General features: G+C 53.2%; 15 protein-coding genes. 5 read left to right on the plus strand and 10 right to left on the minus strand.

Annotation, left to right across the window (positions count from 1 at the left end):
• Positions 1-11 precede the first annotated feature (11 nt).
• The 3 genes from ACMYSL_RS28235 to ACMYSL_RS28245 all read left to right on the plus strand — a co-directional run bounded on the left by ACMYSL_RS28235 (position 12) and on the right by ACMYSL_RS28245 (position 2,473).
• Positions 12-668, plus strand: a complete 657-nt coding sequence (locus tag ACMYSL_RS28235) for an RraA family protein (protein WP_434660856.1) — start codon at positions 12-14, stop codon at positions 666-668.
• A 63-nt stretch (positions 669-731) separates the two neighbouring features.
• Complete coding sequence (locus ACMYSL_RS28240) at positions 732-1,670, plus strand: sugar kinase (protein WP_434660857.1); 939 nt, start codon at positions 732-734, stop codon at positions 1,668-1,670.
• 164 nt (positions 1,671-1,834) lie between these two features.
• Positions 1,835-2,473: a GntR family transcriptional regulator gene (locus ACMYSL_RS28245; protein WP_000205685.1), complete on the plus strand. Its 639-nt coding sequence runs from the start codon at positions 1,835-1,837 to the stop codon at positions 2,471-2,473.
• 43 nt (positions 2,474-2,516) lie between these two features.
• On the opposite strand, the gene ACMYSL_RS28250 is transcribed toward ACMYSL_RS28245, so the two are convergent.
• From ACMYSL_RS28250 to ilvC, 3 genes are all read right to left on the minus strand, one after another.
• Positions 2,517-2,882: a DUF1360 domain-containing protein gene (locus tag ACMYSL_RS28250; protein WP_434660859.1), complete on the minus strand. Its 366-nt coding sequence runs from the start codon at positions 2,880-2,882 to the stop codon at positions 2,517-2,519.
• On the minus strand, positions 2,875-3,318 hold the full coding sequence (locus ACMYSL_RS28255; RefSeq protein WP_182235530.1) for an RrF2 family transcriptional regulator: 444 nt from the start codon (positions 3,316-3,318) through the stop codon (positions 2,875-2,877). The genes ACMYSL_RS28250 and ACMYSL_RS28255 overlap by 8 nt, the downstream gene beginning before the upstream one ends.
• 192 nt (positions 3,319-3,510) lie before the next feature.
• Positions 3,511-4,986 (minus strand): ketol-acid reductoisomerase, encoded by a 1,476-nt coding sequence (gene ilvC, locus ACMYSL_RS28260; RefSeq protein ID WP_434660862.1) that lies wholly within the window; start codon positions 4,984-4,986, stop codon positions 3,511-3,513.
• Positions 4,987-5,137: 151 nt separating this feature from the next.
• On the opposite strand from ilvC, the gene ilvY reads away from it, so the two are divergent.
• Positions 5,138-6,046, plus strand: a complete 909-nt coding sequence (gene ilvY / locus ACMYSL_RS28265) for an HTH-type transcriptional activator IlvY (RefSeq protein ID WP_434660864.1) — start codon at positions 5,138-5,140, stop codon at positions 6,044-6,046.
• 3 nt (positions 6,047-6,049) lie between these two features.
• Here ilvY and ACMYSL_RS28270 read toward each other — a convergent pair whose 3' ends face one another.
• From ACMYSL_RS28270 to ilvL, 7 genes are all read right to left on the minus strand, one after another.
• Positions 6,050-6,751, minus strand: a complete 702-nt coding sequence (locus ACMYSL_RS28270; RefSeq protein ID WP_182235528.1) for a DUF2461 domain-containing protein — start codon at positions 6,749-6,751, stop codon at positions 6,050-6,052.
• 119 nt (positions 6,752-6,870) lie between these two features.
• On the minus strand, positions 6,871-8,415 hold the full coding sequence (ilvA, locus tag ACMYSL_RS28275) for a threonine ammonia-lyase, biosynthetic (RefSeq protein ID WP_434664308.1): 1,545 nt from the start codon (positions 8,413-8,415) through the stop codon (positions 6,871-6,873).
• 2 nt (positions 8,416-8,417) lie between these two features.
• Positions 8,418-10,268 carry a dihydroxy-acid dehydratase gene (gene ilvD / locus ACMYSL_RS28280; RefSeq protein WP_110276908.1) on the minus strand — a complete coding sequence of 617 codons (1,851 nt, stop codon included), beginning with the start codon at positions 10,266-10,268 and terminating at the stop codon, positions 8,418-8,420.
• Positions 10,269-10,329: 61 nt separating this feature from the next.
• Positions 10,330-11,259, minus strand: coding sequence for a branched-chain amino acid transaminase (locus tag ACMYSL_RS28285; RefSeq protein ID WP_181484182.1), 930 nt, complete (start codon positions 11,257-11,259; stop codon positions 10,330-10,332).
• 17 nt (positions 11,260-11,276) lie between these two features.
• Positions 11,277-11,534, minus strand: a complete 258-nt coding sequence (gene ilvM / locus ACMYSL_RS28290) for an acetolactate synthase 2 small subunit (protein ID WP_110276910.1) — start codon at positions 11,532-11,534, stop codon at positions 11,277-11,279.
• Positions 11,531-13,177: an acetolactate synthase 2 catalytic subunit gene (gene ilvG / locus ACMYSL_RS28295; RefSeq protein WP_434660865.1), complete on the minus strand. Its 1,647-nt coding sequence runs from the start codon at positions 13,175-13,177 to the stop codon at positions 11,531-11,533. Before ilvG ends, ilvM begins: the two co-directional genes overlap by 4 nt.
• Positions 13,178-13,316: 139 nt before the next feature.
• On the minus strand, positions 13,317-13,415 hold the full coding sequence (gene ilvL, locus ACMYSL_RS28300; RefSeq protein ID WP_001311244.1) for an ilv operon leader peptide: 99 nt from the start codon (positions 13,413-13,415) through the stop codon (positions 13,317-13,319).
• 351 nt (positions 13,416-13,766) lie between these two features.
• Between ilvL and ACMYSL_RS28305 the strand changes: the two genes are divergently transcribed.
• On the plus strand, positions 13,767-15,287 hold the full coding sequence (locus ACMYSL_RS28305; protein WP_304254902.1) for a YifB family Mg chelatase-like AAA ATPase: 1,521 nt from the start codon (positions 13,767-13,769) through the stop codon (positions 15,285-15,287).
• Positions 15,288-15,290 lie beyond the last annotated feature (3 nt).

Raw genomic sequence — 15,290 nt, forward strand, 5'->3', positions numbered from 1 at the left:
GAGGAAGTGTTATGTACAGCAAAGAGATTATCGACGGTTTTCGCGCCATTTATTCCACCGCTTCTGTCGCTGATGCCTGCGATCAGATCCTCGGCAAGACTATGTTCCTGCCTTTTGAAATCAAAAACCGCATCAACGACAAAAAAATCGTTGGTCCGGCTGTCACTATTTATGAAGACGTCACTGACGAAAAAGTACCGCCGCAGCATGCGCTGGATGCCATTGACGAATCCGCCAGCGGTTCGGTCATCGTCATTACCGGCAACCCATCACTGGAAACCGTTGCCGTCTGGGGCGGGTTAATGACCGCCGGGGCTGTTGCCAATAAACATGAGGCCGCAGTGTTGAACGGCGGAGTCCGTGACCTGGCGGAGATCCGTCGTGATTACGATTTCCCGGTTTACGCAAAAACCGTAACCCCAGGCACTACGCTTGGTCGTTTCAAGACCATTTCAGCCAACCAACCCGTGGTGATTGGCGGCGTGACGGTGAACCCAGGGGATTTGATCGTCGGGGATATCGACGGCGTGGTGTGCGTACCGCAGGCGGTCGCAGCAGAAGTATTAGCACTGGCGCAATCCATTGACAGCCGCGAGCTGGAACAAGCCAAACTGATTATTCAGTCCGGTTCTCTGCGTGAAGGCCTGGCGAAATACGGCCGGATCTAATCAACCCGACGCCATCAGCCAAACCAGCTGATGGCGTACCCGGACTATCACATGGAGAACGCAATGAAGCAGTTCGATATTCTTTCATTTGGTGAACCCCTTTTTGAATTCAATCAGCTTCCCACGGAGCGCTCTGAGCAGCATTATCTTAGCGGATTTGGCGGTGACACCTCGAATTTCGCCATCAGCGCAGCGCGACAAGGTGCTCAGGTTGCCATGTTAACCCGCCTCGGTGACGACGTATTTGGTCAGAATTTCAGGGCATTATGGGACGAAGAAAAGGTCGATCATCAATGGGTTGGCGCGCATAAAACGGCCCCGACGGGTATCTATTTTATTTCGCACAACGAACAGGGCCATCACTTTACCTTTTATCGTAGAGGCTCTGCGGCCTCGACGATGACTGTCGATGATATCAATGAGTCCGCGATTGCTGCCGCACGCTTATTTCACAGCTCAGCCATCACCCACGCCACTGGTAATAATGTCAGCGATGCGCTTTTTCACGCGATTGAATTATGCAAAAAACACCAAACACTGACTTCCTTCGACACCAATCTGCGGCTCAAACTGTGGCCATTAGCCCGCGCCCGCGCCATCATTCATGAAACGATCCGTCATGTAGATTACTGCATGCCCAGCCTTGATGAAGCCCGTCTGCTCACCGGGAAACACCATGCAGATGAAATTACGGATTTCTATCTCCAGCTTGGAGCAAAGAATGTGGTGTTAAAAATGGGCGCGGAAGGCGCGATGTTTGCCAATGAGAACCGGCGGGTCATCTATTCCGGCCATAAAGTCGCCACCGTCGATGCTACCGGAGCCGGGGACTGTTTCTCAGGCGCTTTCCTTTATCGCATTATTAAAGGCGACTCGCCGGAAGATGCGCTGTGCTACGCCAATGCCGCCGCTGCGCTCACGACAACCGGTTATGGTGCCGTCGCGCCCATTCCTCGCCAGCCACAAGTTGAAGTATTGATCCAGCAAACTCAATCACAGTAATCTCCGCCGCGCCTGCCAGCGCGGCACATTTTCGCAGGTTACGCCAGCGGCAACTTGTTGCCATATATCATTTTCCCATTCCCGCAAATCTGTTATACAGTCACCTCTATTGCTGGCCGCAAACGGCCGCTCACCGAGTTAACATGCCGGAATTTTCAATCAATATGACAACGGACTTACTCAAAGACGTTATTTATCGTCGTATCAGAGATATGATCATTAACGGCACATTACCGATGGGCTGCAAAATATCTGAATCCGCCCTGGCGACGCGTTTATCTTCCACTAAAGCGCCGGTACGCGACGCTTTGAGACGTCTGCAAAGCGAGGGGCTGGTACATATCCGCCCGAAAAGCGGAACTTTTGTTTTCAATCTGAGCGATATTGAGTTCAATGGGCTGCTGGAGTTTCGTTATTTTGTCGAGGCAAAAGCGCTGAGGCTGTCCCTGCATCGCAATCAGCGCCAGCTGGTACAAGCATTATCTTCCTATCTCGACCACATGACGTTTTGTCTGGAAAATAATTCCACGCATGAATATATTCGCCTCGATAATCTGTTCCACGAGGCATTATTCACCTATTGCGGCAATGCCTATTTACAGCAATCCTACGTGCTTATTTCCGCGCAGATGGCGACAATTCGTAATTACCTTGGCAGCAATGACGAACATATGCATCGTTCTCATCAACAGCATGTCGCAATCATTCAGGCCATCCAGGATGCGGATGCTGAAAAAGCGCTCCAGGCATTACAGGAACATATCCTTCCAGAAAAAGGCGCGTATTGGGGACAATTCGGCTAATACCGCGAACAGATTGACCGAACGCGGTATTGGTAATTAAACCTTATTTATGCGGCTGAAGAAGCTTCTGCGCTTCGTGTTTCATCACATGTGTGCTGACGGCAGCCTGGAAAACTTTAAACATCAGGCCGTTAATCAGCGTGGTGATGGTAATAACGATAAACGCCGTCATTACCCAGTCAATCAGCGCAAAGCCGCTGTTCAGCAGCGCCGGGTGATATACCGCCATCCCGCCAAACACTACCCAGTGGCTCAGGCAGTAGAAGCAGTGAAATAGATGCCCCATCAGCGCGTTCTTCTTCGTCGTCCATTCACGAAACGCAGCAAACAGCTCAGTCTGCGTCACCGTCATCGAAATACTGCTCGCCGCCATCGCAATCATCAGGCAGGTGGTTAAGGTTTCAATCATGGTCGTGGCCTTTGTCGTTGAAGTAGCTGATAAATTCGCTGCCAATATCCTGCAACGTCAGGCGCTTAAAGCGATCGAGGATTAGCGTCTGCGCGTCGGCGAGCGTCTCTGACATCACCCGGTTTACCCCCTGTTCCACCAGGCACTGCGGGTTTTCACTGCGGTTGCCAAGCGCAAACAGCGCCGGTTCGCCGAGCGCCATATAGATGTCGTAAAGCGTAATGTCACTAACCGGTCGGCAGAGCCGCCAGCCGCCGTGGTGCCCCTTCGTGGCACAGACAATATTGTTTTCCCTGAGTCCGGCAAGCAATTTGCGGATGAACGCCGGATTGCCGTCAATAAAAGAGGCCATCTGTTCCGAGGTCAGGGGCTTATCCATCTGCTCCAGGTGAAGCAAGATGTGCAGCGTGGCTGAGAATGAGTTGTTTATTTTCATGTAACTTACAATATTACATAAGATAGGTGTGAGCAATCCCAGAAAGGATAATCTGTACAAATAAAAGCTATCTACATGATAACCAGATGAATTTATATGATAAGAGTGTGGATTCAGAGATCCCGTCAAACGCAGATAAAAAAACGGCCCGGTAGCGAGGCGCTAACCGGGCCGGATGATAACGAGGTTTTATTAGCCAGCGACGGCAATGCGTTTCATATCGGTCATATAGCCGCGCAGTTTCTGGCCTACTTCTTCAATCGCATGGCTACGAATGGCTTCATTCACATCGCGCAGCTGGGCGTTGTCGACAGCGCCTTCAGCAATCGTTTTGCCCAGGTCGCCGGTCTGCAGCGTGGTCATAAACTCTTTCAGCAGCGGTACGCAAGCGTAAGAGAACAGGTAGTTGCCGTATTCTGCGGTATCAGAGATAACTACGTTCATTTCGTACAGACGCTTACGGGCGATGGTGTTGGCGATCAGCGGCAGCTCGTGCAGTGATTCGTAGTAAGCCGACTCTTCGATGATGCCGGAATCAACCATGGTTTCGAACGCCAGCTCAACGCCCGCTTTCACCATCGCGATCATCAGGACACCTTTATCAAAGTACTCCTGCTCGCCGATTTTACCGTCGAACTGTGCAGCGGTTTCGAACGCGGTTTTACCGGTCTCTTCACGCCAGGTCAGCAGTTTCTTATCGTCGTTGGCCCAGTCAGCCATCATACCGGAGGAGAATTCACCGGAGATGATATCGTCCATGTGTTTCTGGAACAGTGGCGCCATGATCTCTTTCAGCTGTTCTGACAGCGCGTAAGCACGCAGCTTAGCCGGGTTGGACAGACGGTCCATCATCAGGGTGATGCCGCCCTGCTTCAGCGCTTCGGTGATGGTTTCCCAGCCGAACTGAATCAGTTTTTCAGCATATGCCGGGTCAGTACCTTCTTCCACCAGCTTATCGAAGCACAGCAGAGAACCGGCCTGCAGCATACCGCACAGGATAGTCTGCTCGCCCATCAGGTCAGATTTCACTTCCGCGACGAAAGAGGATTCCAGTACGCCCGCACGGTGACCGCCGGTTGCAGCAGCCCAGGCTTTGGCAATCGCCATACCTTCGCCTTTCGGGTCGTTTTCCGGGTGAACCGCGATCAGCGTCGGCACACCAAAACCACGTTTGTACTCTTCACGTACTTCGGTACCCGGGCACTTCGGAGCAACCATCACTACGGTGATGTCTTTACGGATCTGCTCGCCCACTTCCACGACGTTGAAACCGTGAGAGTAACCCAGCGCCGCGCCGTCTTTCATCAGCGGCTGAACAGAACGCACAACGTCGGAGTGCTGTTTATCTGGAGTCAGGTTAACCACCAGATCTGCCTGCGGAACCAGCTCTTCGTAGGTACCGACTTTAAAGCCGTTTTCAGTCGCTTTACGCCAGGAAGCGCGCTTCTCGGCAATCGCTTCTTTACGCAGGGCGTAAGAGATATCCAGACCGGAGTCACGCATGTTCAGGCCCTGGTTCAGGCCCTGAGCGCCACAGCCGACGATGACCACTTTTTTACCCTGAAGGTAGCTCGCGCCGTCGGCGAATTCGTCGCGACCCATAAAGCGACATTTGCCCAGTTGCGCCAACTGCTGGCGCAGGTTCAGTGTATTAAAGTAGTTAGCCATGATGGTGTACTCCGTGATGTTGTGTGTCTTATTGTTCGGTTCGCTTTTGCGAGAATGAACCCACTATATGACAGGAAATTTATTGCGGAAATTGATATATTCACAACGTCACGTTGCAATTTATGCAATGTAAAAACGTGGAGAACAAGCCGTGGATTTACGCGATCTAAAAACCTTTCTGCATCTGGCGGAAAGCCGCCATTTTGGCCGCAGCGCGCGGGCGATGCACGTCAGCCCCTCTACGCTTTCCCGGCAAATTCAACGTCTGGAAGAGGATCTCGGTCAGGCGCTGTTTATTCGCGATAACCGCACGGTAACGCTCACCGAAGCGGGCGAAGAACTACGCGTCTTTGCCCAACAGACGCTGTTGCAGTATCAGCAATTACGCCACACCATCGATCAGCAAGGGCCGTCGCTCTCGGGCGAGCTACATATTTTCTGCTCGGTGACCGCCGCCTATAGCCATCTGCCGCCCATTCTCGACCGTTTTCGCGCCGAACACCCGTCGGTGGAGATTAAGCTCACCACCGGCGATGCCGCCGACGCGATGGAAAAAGTGGTCACCGGAGAAGCGGACCTGGCGATTGCCGGTAAGCCAGAGACGCTGCCCGGCGCGGTGGCGTTCTCCATGCTGGAAAATCTGGCAGTGGTACTGATCGCCCCGGCGTTACCCTGCCCGGTGCGCAATCAGGTCTCCACCGACGAACCCGACTGGTCAACGGTGCCGTTTATCATGGCCGACCAGGGGCCAGTACGCCGCCGCATTGAGCTGTGGTTTCGCCGTAATAAAATCAGCAATCCGTCAATTTATGCCACGGTCGGTGGTCACGAGGCGATGGTGTCGATGGTGGCGTTGGGCTGCGGCGTGGCGCTGCTGCCTGAAGTGGTGCTGGAAAACAGCCCGGAACCGGTACGCAACCGCGTGATGATTTTAGAGCGTAGCGATGAGAAAACACCGTTTGAACTGGGTGTCTGCGCGCCCAAAAAGCGGCTGCATGAGCCGCTGATTGATGCCTTCTGGAAGATTGTGCTGGAGAGAAAAATCGAAGAAGGAAAATGACTTTTACAAATCAGCCGGATCGATTTGCTTCATCGTCTCTACCGTCATCAACCACTGATACAGCGGTTCCAACTGACGGAATCCGTCTGCCAGCAAGGTGACCAAATCGGCATGGAACAATTTTTCGACATCGTTATCGGTGACCATGGCGGCAAAAGATTTGCGGTGGTACCAGTCTGAAATAGTTGGTTCGAGATCTTTTACCAACAGCCGCTTATAGCTTTCCCCGACCAGTTCAAACGGAGCCCGGCAACATTCGGCGACGTCCAGAAACTGCTTAGGGCGCTGCTTTAAAGTATGACGGAACAGGTCCATGGTTGGCTTGCTGGCGCTGTAATACCCTAACCCATAGCGCAACGTATCCGGACTGATTTCAAAGAAATACGCTGGGGCATCCGTCCAGTTTTTCGCAGAACGCTTAAAGGTCAGCCACATCCGGCTACGATAAAGGGATTTGTCATGCGAAAAACGGGTATCACGATGAACGCGTGATAAGGTTTTGCCGATTGCGGAACGGGTTTCCAGCAGTGGGTCAATTTCCAGCATCGCAGGTGCTAAATCATCCACCAGCGCGCGAAACGGTGTAAGGACACTGCGATCGTAAATAAAACGGTGCTCTTCAAACCACGTTTTATCATTTTCAATCCGCACCTGTTGAAGAAAATCGAGCCCTTCTTGTGCAAATCCCTGGAAGCGTCCTGCCATCTGTTTGCCCTTTTAGCGAGAAGATGATTAGCGCATTATCGCACCCGTTCATACACTGTCTACGCAATTCAGAAAGATGACCGAAAAGCCAATACCTCGTTTTCCGGCCATCATAAGGACTAACCCGCCAGGAAAAAGCGGAACGCTGGGTTATTACTCTCATCGTGACAGTCGTAGCCCAGCTCATGCAACCGGCTTTCAAAATCAGGTTCATGATCGGCAAGCTCGAATGCCGCCAGCACGCGACCATAATCGGTTCCGTGGCTGCGATAGTGGAACAGAGAAATATTCCAGTGGGTGCCCAGCGTATGCAGGAACTTCAGCAAAGCACCGGGGGATTCCGGAAACTCGAAGCTAAACAGGCGTTCCTGCAGCGGTTGCGACGGACGTCCGCCGACCATGTAGCGCACATGAAGCTTGGCCATTTCATCGTCGGAGAGATCCACTACGCTATAGCCGCCCTCATGCAGCAGATTAAGAATTTCTTTACGCTCTTCCAGACCGCGGCTCAGGCGCACACCGACAAATATGCAGGCGTTTTTCGCATCGGCGAAGCGGTAGTTGAACTCGGTGACCGAACGCCCACCCAGCAGCTGACAGAACTTGAGAAAGCTACCTTTCTCTTCCGGAATAGTTACCGCCAGTAGCGCTTCGCGTTGCTCACCCAGCTCGCAACGCTCGGAAACGTAGCGCAGGCCGTGGAAGTTAACGTTCGCACCGGAAAGCACGTGCGCCAGGCGTTCACCGCGAATATTGTGCTGAGCGATATATTTTTTCATCCCCGCCAGCGCCAGCGCGCCGGAAGGCTCTGCCACAGCACGCACGTCTTCAAACAGGTCTTTCATCGCCGCGCAGATCGCATCGCTATCGACGGTAATGATGTCGTCGAGATACTCCCGGCAAACGCGAAAAGTTTCATCGCCAATGCGTTTTACCGCCACACCTTCAGCAAACAGCCCGACGCGGGGCAAATCGACCGGATGGCCCGCGTCCAGTGCGGCTTTCAGGCAGGCAGAGTCTTCTGCTTCAACTGCAATCACTTTGATTTGCGGCATCAACTGTTTGATCAGCACCGCTACTCCTGCCGCCAGGCCGCCGCCGCCGACAGGTACGAATACCCGGTCGATATGAGCATCCTGCTGCAGTAGCTCCAGCGCCAGCGTCCCCTGCCCGGCGATCACCATCGGATGATCGAACGGCGGTACCCAGGTGAACCCCTGCTGCTGCGACAGCTCAATGGCTTTGGCTTTCGCTTCATCGAAGTTAGCACCGTGTAGCAGTACTTCTCCGCCGAAACCGCGAACGGCATCGACTTTGATATCCGCAGTTGCGGTTGGCATGACGATCAGCGCCTTCACCCCCAGACGAGAAGCTGAGAAAGCGACGCCCTGAGCATGATTGCCCGCCGAAGCGGTAATTACGCCATGAGATTTCTGATCTTCAGTCAGCCCCGCCATCATCGCGTAAGCGCCACGCAACTTGAAGCTATGTACCGGCTGACGGTCTTCGCGCTTCACCAGAATCACGTTATCGAGGCGCGACGACAGCTTGTCCATTTTTTGCAGCGGCGTAACCTGCACCGCTTCATAGACCGGTGCGCGTAGCACCGCTCTGAGATATTCCGCCCCCTCAGGGGCGGCGGATAGGGGTTGTGACTCGGCCATCATTAACCCCCAAGTTTTGATTTATCACGCACTGCGCCTTTGTCAGCACTGGTTGCCAGACTGGCATAGGCACGAAGGGCGAAGGAAACCTGACGTTCACGAGCTTTCGGTGTCCAGGCTTTATCACCGCGGGCTTCCTGTGCTTCACGACGTGCCGCAATCTCAGCATCGCTCAGTTGCAGCTGAATGCCACGATTCGGGATGTCGATAGCAATCATGTCGCCATCTTCAATAATGGCAATATTGCCGCCGCTGGCCGCTTCCGGTGAAACGTGGCCAATAGACAGACCTGATGTGCCGCCAGAGAAACGACCGTCGGTGATTAGCGCACAGGCTTTGCCCAGCCCCATTGATTTCAGGAAGGTCGTCGGATAGAGCATTTCCTGCATGCCTGGCCCGCCTTTCGGTCCTTCATAGCGAATCACCACCACGTCGCCAGCCACCACTTTACCGCCAAGAATCGCTTCGACCGCGTCGTCCTGGCTCTCATACACTTTAGCTGGACCGGTAAATTTCAGAATGCTGTCATCAACGCCGGCGGTTTTAACGATGCAGCCGTTCTCCGCAAAGTTACCGTACAGCACGGCCAGACCACCGTCTTTGCTGTAGGCATGTTCCAGCGAGCGGATACAGCCTTCGGCACGATCATCATCCAGCGTATCCCAGCGGCAGTTCTGCGAAAACGCCTGAGTAGTACGTACACCCGCAGGGCCAGCACGGAACATCTCTTTCACCGCTTCGTCTTTCGTCAGCATGACATCATAGCGATCGAGGGTTTGCGGCAGGGTCAGGCCGAGGACGTTTTTCACATCGCGATTCAACAGCCCGGCACGATCCAACTCGCCCAAAATACCCAACACGCCGCCTGCGCGGTGGACGTCTTCCATATGATACTTCTGGGTGCTCGGGGCGACTTTGCACAGTTGCGGCACGTTACGGGACAGCTTGTCGATATCCGTCATGGTGAAGTCGATTTCAGCTTCCTGCGCCGCCGCCAGCAGATGCAGTACGGTGTTGGTAGAGCCGCCCATGGCGATATCCAGGGTCATCGCGTTTTCGAACGCCGCTTTGCTGGCAATATTACGTGGCAGCGCGGAGGTATCATCCTGTTCGTAATAACGCTTGGTCAGCTCAACGATGCGTGAGCCCGCATTCAGGAACAACTGCTTACGATCGGCGTGAGTCGCCAGCAGCGAGCCGTTACCCGGCTGCGACAGGCCCAGCGCTTCGGTCAGGCAGTTCATGGAGTTCGCGGTGAACATCCCTGAGCAAGAGCCGCAGGTCGGACAGGCAGAACGTTCAACCTGGTCGCTTTGGTCATCGGAGACTTTCGGGTCAGCGCCCTGAATCATGGCATCAACCAGATCGAGTTTAATGATCTGATCGGAAAGTTTGGTTTTCCCCGCTTCCATCGGGCCGCCAGAAACGAAAATCACCGGAATGTTCAGGCGCAGAGACGCCATTAGCATCCCTGGGGTGATTTTATCGCAGTTGGAGATACAGACCATGGCGTCGGCGCAGTGTGCGTTAACCATGTACTCCACCGAGTCGGCGATCAGCTCGCGGGATGGCAGTGAATAAAGCATACCCCCGTGGCCCATGGCGATCCCATCATCCACGGCGATGGTGTTAAATTCTTTGGCGACGCCGCCAGAGGCTTCAATTTGCTCCGCAACCAGCTTACCAAGATCGCGCAGGTGAACGTGGCCCGGCACGAACTGGGTGAAGGAGTTAACGACGGCGATAATCGGCTTGCCGAAATCGGCGTCGGTCATTCCAGTGGCGCGCCACAGCGCGCGGGCACCCGCCATATTGCGGCCGTGAGTGGTTGTGGCGGAACGGTACTTAGGCATGCTTTAGTTACTCCCAGTTTCTGTTAAATGGGGCGTTGCGTGTCGCCCCATCTTTTTATGCTTATTGATTAACCTGATCCAACCAACCCCATTTATCCTCGGTTTCACCGGTGAAGAGGCCAAAGAATGCTTGCTGAATACGTTTGGTGATCGGGCCGCAGCGGCCTTCGCCGACCTGAATACCATCGACGCTACGTACCGGCGTGATTTCAGCGGCAGTACCGGACATGAAGACTTCGTCAGCCAGATACAAGGATTCACGAGACAATACCTGCTCGCGCACTTCAAGGCCCAGATCTTTCGCCAGCTTGATGATAGCGTCGCGAGTGATCCCCGGCAGCGCAGAAGAGGTGAACGGCGGAGTAAACAACACGCCATCTTTTACTTCAAACAGGTTTTCACCTGCGCCTTCAGAGATGTAGCCGTTGACGTCCAGCGCGATCCCTTCCTGATAGCCATGACGGCGCGCTTCGCTGCCGACCAATAGAGAAGAGAGGTAGTTACCGCCTGCTTTTGCCGCTGTTGGGATAGTATTTGGTGCAGCACGATTCCAGGAAGAAACCATCGCATCGATCCCCTGATCTAGCGCTTCGGCACCCAGATAGGCACCCCACGGGAACGCCGCGATGATAACGTCAGTGGTATAGCCGTCTGGTGGGTTAACGCCCATGCCAACATCACCAACAAAGACCAGCGGACGGATATAGGCGCTGGTGAGATTATTTTTACGCAGCACTTCACGGCAGGCTTCCATTAGTTCATCAACGCTCTGAGAGACCGGGAAACGATAGATTTTGGCGGAGTCACGCAGGCGCTGCATGTGCTCGCGATGACGAAAAACTACCGGGCCCTTGTGTGAATCGTAGCAGCGGATGCCTTCGAATACAGAAGTACCGTAGTGCAGCGCGTGGGACATGACGTGTACCTTCGCGTCTTCCCAACGTACCATCTCACCGTTAAACCAGATGTAGTCCGCTTTTTTCGTCGTCATTTCTTTTCCTTTTGCGCTCAGGCGCGAATTTGTTGTGATGTAGGTTGCTGGATCTCGACGCAGGCAACGTCGATCAGTTTGCTTAATTGACTAAACAGTAATTCGACGGGCCGCTGGCTGGCAACGGTCAACTCGATATTAATATTCCGGGCGTCGGCAGCCGTTTCCATATTCATGGCGCAAATCTGGAATCCGCGATGGCGCACTACGCGCAGCACACGTTCTAAAGTTTCTGGGTTAGAGCGAGCCTGTAAAGCGACTTGATGTTGCATCATGATAATTTCTCCAGCATTTCTGCGTTACTGGCACCGGGCGGCACCAACGGCCAGACGTTCTCAAGTTCGTCGATTGAGACATGAAGCAGATAAGGCCCCTGGCTCGAAAGCATGGTGTCGAGTGCCGCTTCAACCTGGTCTTTACGGGTGATGTGTTGACCAGGGATGCCGAAGGCGCTGGCCAGAGTAAGGAAATCGGGGTTATCGGTAAGAGTGGTTTCGCTATAACGTTCCTGGAAAAACAGCTGCTGCCATTGGCGAACCATTCCTAAGCGCTGGTTGTCCAGCAGCACAATCTTCAGCGGCAACTGTTTACGTTTTACGGTGCCCAGTTCCTGCACGTTCATCATGAAAGAGCCGTCACCGGAGATACAGATAACCGTATCATCCGGACGAGCCACCTGCGCGCCAACCGCAGCGGGTAAGCCGAAGCCCATCGTGCCCAAACCGCTGGAGGTAATGAAGTTTTCAGGACGCGTGTAGGACATATGCTGCGCTGACCACATCTGATGCTGACCCACATCGGTGGTGACCACGCAATTCGCTGGCTTGCGATCGGAAAGCTGCTTTAACAACAGCGGGGCGTAGATAGCATCGCCAGGATGGTCGTAGCGCCAGGCATGCTCAGCACGCAAATCAGCATTACGTTGACGCCAGGTATCGATGGACAGCGGCTGCTGCAGTGCTGGCAGCATCGCATTCAGATCGCCCGTCAAGCCAATATGCACCTGACGAAGCTTGTTCAATTCAGCCGGGTCGATATCCATATGGATAACTTTGGCATACGGCGCAAAGGTATTCAGCTTGCCAGTCACGCGATCGTCAAAACGCGCGCCCACTGCGATCAGTAGATCGCACTCCTGTACCGCCAGGTTAGCCGCTTTAGTACCGTGCATTCCCAGCATACCCAAATAGTACGGATAGTCGGCGTCCACAACACCCAAACCTTTCAGGGTACTGGTCGCTGGCATTTGCGTCACGGCTAGAAATTCACGTAACGCGGGTACCGCCTGCGCCATACCCACGCCGCCGCCAACGTATAACATAGGTTTCTGGGACTGAGCCAGCATCTGCAAAGCGTATTCGATATCTGCATATGGAAAGTCAACATCATCGGCTACCATGGAGAAATGCGGGTCGAGATCCCCCTGAGCCAGCTGGATATCTTTTGGAATATCAACCAATACCGGGCCTGGACGCCCTGAGTTTGCTACATAGAAAGCTTCAGCAATAACGCGCGGCAGTTCTTCCAGCGACTGCACCAGGAAACTGTGTTTGGTGCAAGCCAGTGATAACCCAAGAACGTCCACTTCCTGAAATGCGTCCGTACCAATGAATGGAGCAGAAACCTGGCCGGTGATAGCAACAATAGGAACAGAGTCGAGCAGTGCGTCTGCAAGGCCGGTTATCAAGTTTGTGGCGCCGGGACCAGAGGTGGCGATACACACCCCAGTTTTTCCGGTAGCACGAGCATAGCCGATGGCCGCCATCGCCGCTCCTTGTTCATGTCGGCACAGTAAGTGTTCCACGCCGCCGTCATACAACGCATCGTAAACCGGCATAATTGCGCCACCCGGATAGCCAAATACCGTGTCGACTCCCTGTGCTCGCAAAGCATGTACAACCCACCGTGCTCCATTCATAGTTACTTCCCCGTCATAGATCGAGAGAAACAGAACATTATGCTACTCATCATCATCTGCTCCTCACTTCTGTTTTTAAGTTATAAAAAAACCCCCGGACCTTTCGGTGCGGGGGTCTTAGTTCGTTAAGGCTTGTTTTTTAAGCCTTTCCTCGTCCAAGTGCAGCCCCGCACGGTGGGATAATAATCACCACCACGCTAATCACGACCAGGCTAATCACTCGTAGAAGGGCTGTCATTTTATGTTCTTTCTGGCTTCATGTTCGAAGGAATACCTAAAGAGGTACCACAGACATCACATTAAACACAAGATTTTTTTATGGCTGAGTTTATTACTCTGCTAACCATTTCTGAGAAGATAATTGTTTTTAATAAGAAAAATATGAAATGAAAATATTTCAATTTGTGGAGCATACCACAGCACTTTCTCATACCGCTGACCCACGATTGCCTTCTGCGAGTCAGTTTCCAAAAATGCCTGAAGCGTAACAACTGGCAGTGAATCGATTGGAAGGAGGCATCTAAAATTCAATATTGCTGGATTACTCAGCAAAAAATCCCCGACATAATTCCTGCTATCAGGAGGTTTTATGTCACTTGCCATAGTTTACACACGCGCTGCTCTCGGGATCGGTGCTCCGCTTATCACGATTGAAGTGCATATCAGCAACGGACTCCCTGGCCTGACGATGGTGGGACTTCCCGAAACAACGGTTAGAGAAGCCCGTGACCGAGTGCGTAGTGCAATTATTAACAGCGGCTACACCTGGCCTGCAAAGAAAATCACCATCAATCTGGCGCCAGCCGATCTGCCAAAAGAAGGGGGACGATACGATTTACCTATCGCTCTCGCGCTTCTGGTGGCATCAGAGCAGTTAAATGCTACCAAGTTGAATCAATATGAGTTTGTCGGTGAATTGGCGCTTACAGGCGCCCTACGTGGCGTTCCTGGGGCTATATCCAGCGCGATGGAAGCAATAAAGGCGGGTCGAAAAATAATTGTCTCTGACGAGAATGCTACGGAAGTTGGCTTAATCGGCGGTAGCGACTGCCTTATTTCAGGACATCTACAGGAGGTCTGTGCTTTTCTCGAAGGAATAAACCCTCTGAATTTCCCTATCCAGGAAGGAGAATGTTCGAATGAGACATTAGTGGACCTTCGTGATGTCATTGGTCAACAGCAAGGGAAACGTGCGCTGGAAATCATCGCTGCAGGTGGCCATAACTTGCTGATGATAGGCCCGCCAGGCACTGGTAAAACAATGCTCGCCAGTCGTCTACCGGGTCTGCTGCCGCCGCTGAGTAACCAGGAGGCGCTGGAAAGCGCAGCGATACTCAGTCTGGTCAATTCCAGCCATGCAACGAAACAGTGGCGTCGTAGGCCGTTCCGCGCCCCACATCACAGCGCATCTCTTGCCGCCATGGTGGGCGGAGGGTCAATCCCCGCGCCAGGGGAGATTTCCCTTGCCCATAATGGGATTCTGTTCCTTGATGAGCTACCCGAGTTTGAACGTAGGGTACTGGATGCATTGCGAGAGCCAATTGAGTCAGGGATCATTCATATTTCTCGTACCCGCGCAAAAATCGATTATCCAGCGCGTTTCCAACTCATCGCCGCAATGAACCCTAGCCCGACAGGGCATTATCAAGGCCAGCATAATCGAACATCACCAGAACAGATTCTGCGTTACCTGGGGCGTTTATCCGGCCCCTTTCTTGACCGCTTTGATCTCTCTCTGGAAATCCCACTTCCGCCACCGGGGGTATTAAGTCAGGGTACAAACGAAGAAGAGGACAGCGCCAGCGTACGGTTGCGGGTTTTGGCGGCACGCGAAAGGCAGTTATCCCGACAGAAGAAACTTAATGCGCACCTGGGGAATAACGAAATGAAAGTCTGGTGTCAGCTACATAAAGACGATGCTATGTGGCTGGAGCAGACCTTGTCGCAACTTGGACTCTCGATACGAGCCTGGCAGCGTCTACTCAAAGTTGCCCGGACCATTGCCGATCTTGAGCAGGTGGAACACATCAAACGCTATCATTTGCAGGAAGCCCTCGGCTATCGAGCTATAGACCGGATGTTGATCCATCTACAAAAACTAATTGCATAAAAA

It is taken from the genome of Klebsiella sp. MISC125 (assembly GCF_051131775.1).
In the GTDB taxonomy this organism is placed as follows: domain Bacteria; phylum Pseudomonadota; class Gammaproteobacteria; order Enterobacterales; family Enterobacteriaceae; genus Klebsiella.